Origin of the sequence: Escherichia sp. MR (genome assembly GCF_005280595.1) — a bacterium.
GTDB classification, from domain to species: Bacteria; Pseudomonadota; Gammaproteobacteria; order Enterobacterales; family Enterobacteriaceae; genus Escherichia; species Escherichia ruysiae.
In genome coordinates this window covers 15,531-27,338 of record NZ_SZVK01000055.1, presented here as the reverse complement: position 1 = coordinate 27,338, position 11,808 = coordinate 15,531, and the positions used below count along the sequence as shown (strand labels likewise).

The 11,808-nt window shown below is 53.0% G+C and carries 8 protein-coding genes; 5 read left to right on the top strand and 3 right to left on the bottom strand.

The features are described from left to right. Positions 1–217: hypothetical protein (locus tag FC814_RS22975; protein ID WP_205713604.1), on the bottom strand; the 217-nt coding region annotated here is incomplete at its 3' end. Continuing rightward, positions 204–647 (bottom strand): acetyltransferase, encoded by a 444-nt coding sequence (locus tag FC814_RS18790; protein ID WP_000236982.1) that lies wholly within the window; start codon positions 645–647, stop codon positions 204–206. The genes FC814_RS18790 and FC814_RS22975, both read right to left, overlap by 14 nt. A 156-nt stretch (positions 648–803) precedes the next feature. Between FC814_RS18790 and metA the strand changes: the two genes are divergently transcribed. The 4 genes from metA to aceK all read left to right on the top strand — a co-directional run bounded on the left by metA (position 804) and on the right by aceK (position 7,069). After that, positions 804–1,733 carry a homoserine O-succinyltransferase gene (gene metA / locus FC814_RS18785; RefSeq protein WP_001122790.1) on the top strand — a complete coding sequence of 310 codons (930 nt, stop codon included), beginning with the start codon at positions 804–806 and terminating at the stop codon, positions 1,731–1,733. 268 nt (positions 1,734–2,001) lie between these two features. Beyond that, entirely contained in the window at positions 2,002–3,603 is a 1,602-nt protein-coding gene (aceB, locus tag FC814_RS18780) for a malate synthase A (protein ID WP_137326301.1), read from the top strand. Positions 3,604–3,632: 29 nt separating this feature from the next. Next, positions 3,633–4,937, top strand: a complete 1,305-nt coding sequence (gene aceA / locus FC814_RS18775) for an isocitrate lyase (protein WP_000857853.1) — start codon at positions 3,633–3,635, stop codon at positions 4,935–4,937. Between the two features lie 407 nt (positions 4,938–5,344). Beyond that, entirely contained in the window at positions 5,345–7,069 is a 1,725-nt protein-coding gene (gene aceK, locus FC814_RS18770; protein WP_137326300.1) for a bifunctional isocitrate dehydrogenase kinase/phosphatase, read from the top strand. A gap of 15 nt (positions 7,070–7,084) precedes the next feature. Here aceK and iclR read toward each other — a convergent pair whose 3' ends face one another. Next, on the bottom strand, positions 7,085–7,909 hold the full coding sequence (iclR, locus tag FC814_RS18765) for a glyoxylate bypass operon transcriptional repressor IclR (protein ID WP_000226416.1): 825 nt from the start codon (positions 7,907–7,909) through the stop codon (positions 7,085–7,087). Positions 7,910–8,108: 199 nt separating this feature from the next. Between iclR and metH the strand changes: the two genes are divergently transcribed. Next, on the top strand, positions 8,109–11,792 hold the full coding sequence (metH, locus tag FC814_RS18760) for a methionine synthase (protein ID WP_137326299.1): 3,684 nt from the start codon (positions 8,109–8,111) through the stop codon (positions 11,790–11,792). The last annotated feature ends 16 nt before the right edge of the window (positions 11,793–11,808 follow it).

Here is an 11,808-nt window from a genome sequence, read left to right as displayed (position 1 = left end):
CCGCCGGGAGCGGATTTGAACGTTGCGAAGCAACGGCCCGGAGGGTGGCGGGCAGGACGCCCGCCATAAACTGCCAGGCATCAGATAAAGCAGAAGGCCATCCGTAAGGATGGCCTTTTTGCGCTGGTGCAGAAAAATGCCGGATGCGACGCTGGTGCGTCTGATCCGTCCTACTCAGGGTTACGGTAGGGGGCAACAGTGCATTATTCCCCCACATACGCCAGATTCAGCAACGGATACGGTTTCCCCAGATCGTCGACTTCCGAACGTCCTGTAACCTTAAACCCCATCTTCTTATAGAACCCAACCGCCTGCGTATTTTGCTCATTAACGTTGGTTGTCAGTTCTGGTGCCCTTGAGAGCGCATGTTTCACCAGCATTCGACCCACGCCAGCGCCACGCACATCAGGATCGATAAACAGCGCATCCATATGCTGTCCGCTTAGCAACATAAACCCAACCGGCCGATCCCGCTCATTAACCGCGACCCACAATGGCGCTTCCGGCAGAAACGAACGTACCAGCTCTTCCAGTTCAGCCCGATACTCTGCTGATAAAAAATCATGGGTGGCATCGACAGAACGACACCAAATTGCAACCAGCTCTTCCCCTTCCTCATGCCGTGAGCGGCGAATACTAATAACCATTTTCTCTCCTTTTATTGGTGCTTATATCCTAACGCAATCTTTTCCTTGAAACTTTCTCACCTTCGACATGCAGGCTCGACATTGGCAAATTTTCTGGTTATATTTAGCTATCTGGATGTCTAAACGTATAAGCGTATGTAAAGAGGTAATCAGGTTATGCCGATTCGTGTGCCGGACGAGCTGCCCGCCGTCAATTTCTTGCGTGAAGAAAATGTCTTTGTGATGACAACTTCTCGCGCGTCTGGTCAGGAAATTCGTCCGCTAAAGGTGCTTATCCTTAACCTGATGCCGAAGAAGATCGAAACTGAAAATCAGTTTTTACGCCTGCTTTCAAACTCACCTTTGCAGGTCGATATTCAGCTGTTGCGCATCGATTCCCGTGAATCGCGCAACACGCCCGCAGAGCATCTGAATAATTTTTACTGCAACTTTGAAGATATTCAGGAACAAAACTTTGACGGTCTGATTGTAACTGGCGCGCCACTGGGTCTGGTGGAGTTTAATGACGTCGCTTACTGGCCGCAGATCAAACAGGTGCTGGAGTGGTCGAAAGATCACGTCACCTCAACGCTGTTTGTCTGTTGGGCGGTTCAGGCCGCGCTCAATATCCTCTACGGCATTCCTAAGCAAACCCGCACCGACAAACTCTCTGGCGTTTACGAGCATCATATTCTCCATCCCCATGCGCTTCTGACGCGTGGCTTTGATGATTCATTTCTGGCGCCACATTCGCGTTATGCAGACTTTCCGGCAGCGTTGATTCGTGATTACACCGATCTGGAAATTCTGGCGGAGACAGAAGAAGGGGACGCATATCTGTTTGCCAGCAAAGATAAGCGCATTGCCTTTGTAACGGGGCATCCGGAATACGATGCGCAAACGCTGGCACAGGAATATTTCCGCGATGTGGAAGCCGGGCTAAATCCGGATGTTCCGTATAACTATTTCCCGCACAACGACCCGCAAAACAAACCGCGAGCGAGCTGGCGTAGCCACGGCAATTTGCTGTTTACCAACTGGCTCAACTATTACGTTTACCAGATCACGCCATACGATCTACGCCATATGAATCCTACGCTGGATTAATCTTCTGCTGAGCTCGATCATTAAGCGATTCAGCACCTTACCTCAGGCACCTTCGGGTGCCTTTTTTATTTCCGAAACACACCGCAACAGGTGAATAAATTTTATTCTTATTGTTATCAGTAAGTTAAATGCAATTTAAATTAAAAATGGAAATTGTTTTTGATTTTGCATTTTAAATGAGTAGTCTTAGTTGTGCTGAACGAAAAGCGCACAACGATCCTTCGTTCACAGTGGGGAAGTTTTCGGATCCATGACGAGGAGCTGCACGATGACTGAACAGGCAACAACAACCGATGAACTGGCTTTCACAAGGCCGTATGGCGAGCAGGAGAAGCAAATCCTTACTGCCGAAGCGGTAGAATTTCTGACTGAGCTGGTGACGCATTTTACGCCACAACGCAATAAACTTCTGGCAGCGCGCATTCAGCAGCAGCAGGAAATTGATAACGGAACGTTGCCTGATTTTATTTCGGAAACAGCTTCCATTCGTGATGGCGGTTGGAAAATTCGCGGGATTCCTGCGGACTTAGAAGATCGCCGCGTAGAGATTACCGGACCCGTTGAGCGCAAGATGGTGATCAACGCGCTGAACGCCAATGTGAAAGTCTTTATGGCCGATTTCGAGGATTCACTGGCTCCGGACTGGAACAAAGTGATCGACGGGCAAATTAACCTGCGTGATGCGGTTAACGGCACCATCAGTTACACCAACGAATCCGGCAAAATTTATCAACTCAAACCCAATCCGGCTGTTTTGATTTGTCGGGTACGCGGTCTGCACTTGCCGGAAAAACATGTCACCTGGCGCGGCGAAGCGATCCCAGGCAGCCTGTTTGATTTTGCCCTCTATTTCTTCCACAACTACCAGGCGCTATTAGCAAAAGGCAGCGGTCCCTATTTCTATCTGCCGAAAACCCAGTCCTGGCAGGAAGCGGCCTGGTGGAGCGAAGTCTTTAGCTATGCCGAAGATCGCTTTAATCTGCCGCGCGGCACTATCAAGGCGACGTTGCTGATCGAAACGCTGCCTGCCGTGTTCCAGATGGACGAAATTCTCTATGCGTTGCGCGACCATATTGTGGGTCTGAATTGCGGTCGCTGGGATTACATCTTCAGCTATATCAAAACGTTGAAAAACTATTCCGATCGTGTCCTGCCAGACAGACAGGCTGTGACGATGGATAAACCGTTCCTTAATGCCTACTCACGCCTGTTAATCAAAACCTGCCATAAACGCGGCGCATTTGCGATGGGCGGCATGGCGGCGTTTATTCCGAGCAAAGACGAAGAGCGCAATAACCAGGTGCTCAACAAAGTGAAAGCGGATAAATCGCTGGAAGCGAATAACGGTCACGATGGCACATGGATCGCCCATCCAGGCCTTGCTGATACCGCAATGGAAGTTTTCAACGACATCCTCGGCTCCCGCAAAAATCAGCTTGAGGTGATGCGCGAACAAGACGCGCCGATTACCGCCGATCAACTGCTGGCACCTTGTGACGGTGAACGCACCGAAGAAGGTATGCGCGCCAATATTCGCGTAGCCGTCCAGTACATCGAGGCATGGATCTCCGGCAACGGTTGTGTGCCGATTTATGGCCTAATGGAAGATGCGGCGACGGCTGAAATCTCCCGTACTTCCATCTGGCAGTGGATCCATCATCAAAAAACCTTGAGTAATGGCAAACCGGTGACCAAAGCCCTGTTCCGCCAGATGCTGGGGGAAGAGATGAAGGTCATTGCCAGCGAACTGGGCGAAGAGCGTTTCTCCCAGGGGCGTTTTGACGACGCCGCACGCCTGATGGAACAGATCACCACTTCTGATGAGTTAATTGATTTCCTGACCCTGCCAGGCTACCGCCTGTTAGCGTAAACCACCACATAACTATGGAGCATCTGCACATGAAAACCCGTACACAACAAATTGAAGAATTACAGAAAGAGTGGACTCAACCGCGTTGGGAAGGCATTACCCGTCCGTACAGCGCGGAAGATGTGGTGAAATTACGCGGTTCGGTCAATCCGGAATGTACGCTGGCGCAACTGGGTGCGGCGAAAATGTGGCGTCTGCTGCACGGCGAGTCGAAAAAAGGCTACATCAACAGCCTCGGTGCACTGACTGGCGGTCAGGCGCTGCAACAGGCGAAAGCGGGTATCGAAGCGGTTTACCTGTCTGGCTGGCAGGTAGCTGCGGACGCTAACCTGGCGGCCAGCATGTATCCGGACCAGTCGCTCTACCCGGCAAACTCGGTGCCTGCAGTGGTGGAGCGGATCAACAACACCTTCCGTCGTGCGGATCAGATCCAGTGGTCTGCTGGCATTGAGCCGGGCGATCCGCGCTATGTCGATTACTTCCTGCCGATCGTTGCCGATGCGGAAGCCGGTTTTGGCGGTGTACTTAATGCCTTTGAACTGATGAAAGCGATGATTGAAGCCGGTGCAGCGGCAGTTCACTTCGAAGATCAGCTCGCTTCAGTGAAAAAATGTGGTCATATGGGCGGCAAAGTGCTGGTGCCGACTCAGGAAGCGATCCAGAAACTGGTCGCTGCGCGCCTGGCTGCCGATGTTACGGGAGTACCAACCCTGCTGGTTGCTCGTACCGATGCCGATGCGGCGGATCTGATCACCTCCGATTGCGACCCGTATGACAGCGAATTTATTACCGGCGAGCGTACCAGTGAAGGCTTCTTCCGTACTCATGCTGGCATTGAGCAAGCGATCAGCCGTGGTCTGGCGTATGCGCCGTATGCCGACCTGGTTTGGTGTGAAACTTCCACGCCAGACCTGGAACTGGCGCGTCGCTTTGCGGAAGCTATCCACGCGAAATATCCGGGCAAGCTGCTGGCTTATAACTGTTCGCCGTCGTTCAACTGGCAGAAAAACCTCGACGACAAAACTATTGCCAGCTTCCAGCAGCAGTTGTCGGATATGGGCTACAAATTCCAGTTCATCACCCTGGCCGGTATCCACAGCATGTGGTTCAACATGTTCGACCTGGCAAACGCCTATGCGCAGGGTGAAGGTATGAAGCACTATGTTGAGAAAGTGCAGCAGCCGGAATTTGCTGCCGCGAAAGATGGCTATACCTTCGTTTCTCACCAGCAGGAAGTGGGTACGGGTTACTTCGATAAAGTGACGACCATTATTCAGGGCGGCACGTCGTCAGTTACCGCGCTGACCGGCTCCACCGAAGAATCGCAGTTCTAAGCAACCTACAAACGTTGCTGACTGTAGGCCGGATAAGGCGTTTACGCCGCATCCGGCAATCAGCGCCTGATGCGACGCTTGCGCGTCTTATCATGCCTACAAATGTTGCAGACGCGTAGGCCGGATAAGGCGTTTACGCCGCATCCGGCAATCAGCGCCTGATGCGACGCTGACGCGTCTTATCATGCCTACAAATGTTGCTGACTGTAGGCCGGATAAGGCGTTCACGCTGCATCCGGCAATCAACGCCTGATGCGACGCTTGCGCGTCTTATCATGCCTACAAATGTTGCAGACGCGTAGGCCGGATAAGGCGTTCACGCCGCATCCGGCAATCGGCGCATGATGCCTGATGTGACGCTTGCGCGTCTTTTCCGGCAATTCTCTGCTCCCTGATGAGGGCGACAAATGCCGCGTGGCCTGGAATTACTGATTGCACAAACAATTTTGCAAGGTTTTGACGCCCAGTATGGTCGATTCCTCGAAGTGACTTCCGGGGCGCAGCAGCGTTTCGAACAAGCCGACTGGCACGCTGTCCAGCAGGCGATGAAAAACCGTATCCATCTTTATGATCATCACGTTGGTCTGGTGGTGGAGCAATTGCGCTGTATCACCAACGGGCAAAGCACGGACGCGGCATTTTTACTACACGTCAAAGAGCATTACACCCGGCTGTTGCCGGATTACCCGCGCTTCGAGATTGCGGAGAGCTTTTTTAACTCCGTGTACTGTCGGTTATTTGACCACCGCTCGCTTACTCCCGAGCGGCTTTTTATCTTTAGCTCCCAGCCAGAGCGCCGCTTTCGTACCATTCCACGCCCACTGGCGAAAGATTTCTACCCCGATCACGGCTGGGAATCTTTGCTGATGCGCGTTATCAGCGACCTGCCGTTGCGTCTGCGCTGGCAAAATAAAAGCCGTGACATTCATTACATCATTCGCCATCTGACGGAAACGCTGGGGACAGACAACCTCGCCGAAAGCCATTTACAGGTGGCGAACGAACTGTTTTACCGTAATAAAGCCGCCTGGCTGGTGGGCAAACTGATCACGCCTTCCGGCACATTGCCATTTTTGCTGCCGATCCACCAGACGGACGACGGCGAGCTGTTTATTGATACCTGCCTGACGACGACTGCCGAAGCGAGCATCGTCTTTGGCTTCGCGCGTTCTTATTTTATGGTTTACGCGCCGCTGCCCGCTGCGCTGGTCGAGTGGTTACGGGAAATTCTGCCGGGAAAAACCACCGCAGAACTGTATATGGCTATCGGCTGCCAGAAACACGCCAAAACCGAAAGTTACCGCGAATATCTCGTTTATCTACAGGGCTGTAATGAGCAGTTCATTGAAGCGCCGGGTATTCGCGGAATGGTGATGTTGGTGTTTACGCTGCCGGGCTTTGACCGGGTATTCAAAGTCATCAAAGACAAATTCGCGCCGCAGAAAGAGATGTCTGCTGCTCACGTCCGCGCCTGCTATCAACTGGTTAAGGAACACGATCGTGTTGGCCGAATGGCGGATACCCAGGAATTTGAAAACTTTGTACTAGAGAAGCGGCATATTTCCCCGGCATTAATGGAATTACTGCTCCAGGAAGCGCCGGAAAAAATCACCGATCTTGGAGAACAAATTGTGATTCGCCATCTCTATATCGAACGGCGGATGGTGCCGCTCAATATCTGGCTTGAGCAAGTTGAAGGGCAGCAACTGCGCGACGCTATTGAAGAGTATGGCAACGCCATTCGCCAGCTTGCCGCCGCCAATATCTTCCCAGGCGACATGCTATTTAAAAACTTTGGCGTCACTCGTCACGGTCGCGTGGTGTTTTATGATTACGACGAAATTTGCTACATGACGGAAGTTAATTTCCGTGACATCCCGCCGCCGCGCTACCCGGAAGACGAACTCGCCAGCGAACCGTGGTACAGCGTCTCGTCAGGCGATGTTTTCCCGGAAGAGTTCCGTCACTGGTTATGTGCCGATCCGCGCATTGGCTCGCTGTTTGAAGATATGCACGCTGACTTGTTCCGCGCCGATTATTGGCGCGCCTTACAAAAACGTATCCGCGAGGGGCATGTAGAAGATGTCTATGCTTATCGGCGCAGGCAGCGGTTTAGCGTGCGGTTTGTATAAATCGGAGGCGAAAAGTTACCGCATTCCACCATATGCCAGCGTCACTTCCTTCGCTGCTTTAATCACCATCGCGCCGAACTCGGTTACGCGGTCATCGGTAATACGTGAAATCGGCCCGGAAATCGAAATTGCGGCAAACGGTTCGCGGTGCTCATCGAAAATACACGCCGCGAGACAACGCAGTCCCAGCGCATGTTCCTCATCATCAAACGAATAACCTCGTTTGCGCGTTTGCGCGAGATCTTCTTTTAAATGCACAGGAGAAACCAGCGTTGCGTGGGTATAGGCATGTAAACCTTTGCGATGCAGCAGCTTCGTCACCTGGTCTTCGCTCAGTTGGGCTAAAAAGGCTTTACCGGCACCGGAAGCGTGCATCGGTAATTTACCGCCGATAGGGGCGGACATACGCATCAGATGCGTACACTGTACCTGGTCGATAATAATCGCTTCGTGATCGCTTTGATCGAGCACCGCCATATTGACCGTTTCGCCAGACTCTTCCATCAGATTACGCAGAATAGGATGGACAATGGCTAACAAATTACGGCTCTGGAGAAAGCTGCTGCCGACCATAAAAGCATGTGCGCCTATCGCCCAGTGACCCAGTTCGCCAACCTGACGGACAAAGCCTTGTTGCTGCATGGTTGTGAGCAATCGATGGGTAGTAGAGTTGGGTAATCCGGCTTGTTGCGCCAGTTCGGTTAACGCCACGCTGCCATTGGATTCGGCAATCCACTCCAGTAATTTCAGCCCACGCGTTAAAGACTGAACCTGTCCAGTCGCAGGTGTGGTGGCAACGGCGGGTTTTCTGCCGCGTTTTGCGGGAATGGGTGCGACCATGACAGCCTCCTTTTTCTGTATCGTGGAAATCATTTTCATTTTTATTGTTAGCTAATGCAATAGTTACTGAACTGATCCGATGAGTTAATGTTGAACAAATCTCATGTTGTGTGGTGGTCGCTTTTACCGCAGATGCGTTTATGCCAGTATGGTTTGTTGAATTTTTATTAAATCTGGGTTGAGCGTGTCGGGAGCAAGTGTGAGCAGCAAAGTGGAACAACTGCGTGCGCAGTTAAATGAACGTATTCTGGTGCTGGACGGCGGTATGGGCACCATGATCCAGAGCTATCGACTGAACGAAGCCGATTTTCGTGGTGAACGCTTTGCCGACTGGCCATGCGATCTCAAAGGCAACAACGACCTGCTGGTGCTCAGTAAACCGGACGTGATCGCCGCTATCCACAACGCTTACTTTGAAGCAGGCGCGGATATCATCGAAACCAACACCTTCAACTCCACGACCATTGCGATGGCGGATTACCAGATGGAATCCCTGTCGGCAGAGATCAACTTTGCTGCGGCGAAACTGGCGCGTGCCTGTGCCGACGAGTGGAGCGCCCGCACGCCGGATAAACCGCGCTATGTTGCCGGCGTTCTCGGCCCAACCAACCGCACAGCATCTATTTCTCCGGACGTAAACGATCCGGCATTCCGTAACATCTCCTTTGATCAGCTGGTGGCAGCCTATCGCGAATCCACCAAAGCACTGGTGGAAGGCGGTGTAGACCTGATTCTGATTGAAACCGTCTTCGACACCCTCAACGCCAAAGCGGCGGTATTTGCGGTGAAAACGGAGTTTGAAGCCCTGGGCGTTGAACTGCCGATTATGATCTCCGGCACCATTACCGACGCCTCCGGGCGCACGCTCTCCGGGCAAACCACTGAAGCGTTTTACAACTCTCTGCGCCATGCCGAAGCCCTGACTTTCGGCCTCAACTGTGCACTGGGGCCAGACGAACTGCGCCAGTACGTTCAGGAGCTGTCGCGTATAGCAGAATGTTACGTCACTGCGCACCCGAACGCCGGGCTGCCTAACGCCTTTGGTGAATACGATCTCGACGCTGACACGATGGCAAAGCAGATTCGCGAATGGGCGGAAGCGGGCTTCCTGAATATCGTCGGCGGTTGCTGCGGCACTACTCCTCAACATATTGCGGCGATGAGCCGTGCAGTAGAAGGATTAGCGCCGCGCAAATTGCCGGAGATCCCCGTAGCCTGCCGTTTATCAGGCCTGGAGCCGCTGAACATTGGCGACGATAGCCTGTTTGTTAACGTGGGTGAACGCACCAACGTCACCGGTTCCGCTAAGTTCAAGCGCCTGATCAAAGAAGAGAAATACAGCGAGGCGCTGGATGTGGCGCGTCAGCAGGTGGAAAACGGTGCGCAGATTATCGATATCAATATGGATGAAGGGATGCTCGACGCCGAAGCGGCGATGGTGCGTTTTCTCAATCTGATTGCCGGTGAACCGGATATCGCTCGCGTGCCGATTATGATCGACTCCTCAAAATGGGACGTTATTGAAAAAGGTCTGAAGTGTATTCAGGGCAAAGGCATTGTTAACTCAATCTCAATGAAAGAGGGCGTTGACGCCTTTATCCATCACGCGAAACTGTTGCGTCGTTACGGTGCAGCAGTGGTGGTGATGGCCTTTGACGAACAGGGACAGGCCGATACCCGCGCGCGGAAAATCGAGATTTGCCGTCGGGCGTACAAAATCCTCACCGAAGAGGTTGGCTTTCCGCCGGAAGATATCATCTTTGACCCGAACATCTTCGCGGTCGCAACTGGCATTGAAGAGCATAACAACTACGCGCAGGATTTTATCGGCGCGTGTGAAGACATCAAACGCGAACTGCCGCACGCGCTGATTTCCGGCGGCGTTTCCAACGTTTCCTTCTCGTTCCGTGGTAACGATCCGGTACGCGAAGCTATTCACGCAGTGTTTCTCTACTACGCCATCCGTAACGGTATGGATATGGGGATCGTCAACGCCGGGCAACTGGCAATTTACGACGATCTACCCGCCGAGCTGCGCGACGCGGTGGAGGATGTGATCCTCAACCGACGCGACGATGGCACTGAGCGTTTACTGGAGCTTGCCGAGAAATATCGCGGCAGCAAAACCGACGACACCGCTAACGCCCAGCAGGCGGAGTGGCGCTCGTGGGAAGTGAATAAACGTCTGGAATACTCGCTGGTAAAAGGCATTACCGAGTTTATCGAGCAGGATACCGAAGAAGCCCGCCAGCAGGCTACGCGCCCGATTGAAGTGATTGAGGGCCCGTTGATGGACGGCATGAACGTGGTCGGCGATCTGTTCGGCGAAGGAAAAATGTTCCTGCCGCAGGTGGTCAAATCGGCGCGCGTAATGAAGCAAGCGGTGGCGTATCTCGAACCGTTTATCGAAGCCAGCAAAGAGCAGGGCAAAACCAACGGCAAGATGGTGATCGCCACCGTGAAGGGCGACGTCCACGATATCGGTAAAAATATCGTTGGCGTGGTGCTGCAATGTAATAACTACGAAATTGTCGATCTCGGCGTGATGGTGCCTGCGGAAAAAATTCTCCGCACTGCCAAAGAAGTGAATGCCGATTTGATTGGCCTTTCGGGGCTGATCACGCCGTCGCTGGACGAAATGGTTAACGTGGCGAAAGAGATGGAGCGTCAGGGCTTTACTATTCCACTATTGATTGGCGGTGCGACGACCTCAAAAGCGCACACGGCGGTGAAAATCGAGCAGAACTACAGCGGCCCGACGGTGTATGTGCAGAACGCTTCACGCACCGTTGGCGTCGTGGCGGCGCTGCTTTCCGATACTCAGCGTGATGACTTTGTCGCTCGTACCCGCAAAGAGTACGAAACCGTGCGTATTCAGCACGGGCGCAAGAAACCGCGCACGCCACCAGTCACGCTGGAAGCGGCGCGTGATAACGATTTCGCTTTTGACTGGCAGGCTTACACGCCGCCGGTGGCACACCGTCTCGGCGTGCAGGAAGTCGAAGCCAGCATCGAAACGCTGCGTAATTACATCGACTGGACGCCGTTCTTTATGACCTGGTCGCTGGCCGGGAAGTATCCGCGCATTCTGGAAGATGAAGTGGTAGGCGTTGAGGCGAAACGCCTGTTTAAAGACGCCAATGACATGCTGGATAAATTAAGCGCCGAAAAAACGCTGAATCCACGCGGCGTGGTTGGTCTGTTCCCGGCAAACCGTGTGGGCGACGACATTGAAATCTACCGCGACGAAACACGCACCCATGTGATCAACGTCAGCCACCATCTACGCCAACAGACGGAAAAAACCGGCTTCGCCAACTACTGCCTTGCGGATTTCGTGGCACCAAAGATTTCTGGTAAAGCGGATTACATTGGCGCATTTGCCGTGACTGGCGGGCTGGAAGAGGACGCGTTGGCAGAAGCGTTCGAAGCGCAGCACGATGATTACAACAAAATCATGGTGAAAGCCCTTGCCGACCGTCTGGCTGAAGCCTTTGCGGAGTATCTCCATGAGCGGGTACGTAAAGTTTACTGGGGTTATGCGCCGAACGAGAACCTCAGCAATGAAGAGCTGATCCGCGAAAACTATCAGGGAATCCGCCCGGCACCAGGCTACCCAGCCTGCCCGGAACACACGGAAAAAGCCACCATCTGGGAGCTGCTGGAAGTGGAAAAACACACCGGCATGAAACTCACGGAATCTTTCGCGATGTGGCCTGGTGCTTCGGTTTCGGGTTGGTATTTCAGCCACCCGGACAGCAAGTATTACGCCGTGGCGCAAATTCAGCGCGACCAGGTGGAAGACTATGCCCGCCGTAAAGGCATGAGCGTTGCTGATGTTGAACGCTGGCTGGCGCCGAATCTGGGGTATGACGCGGACTGATTCACAAATCTGTCAC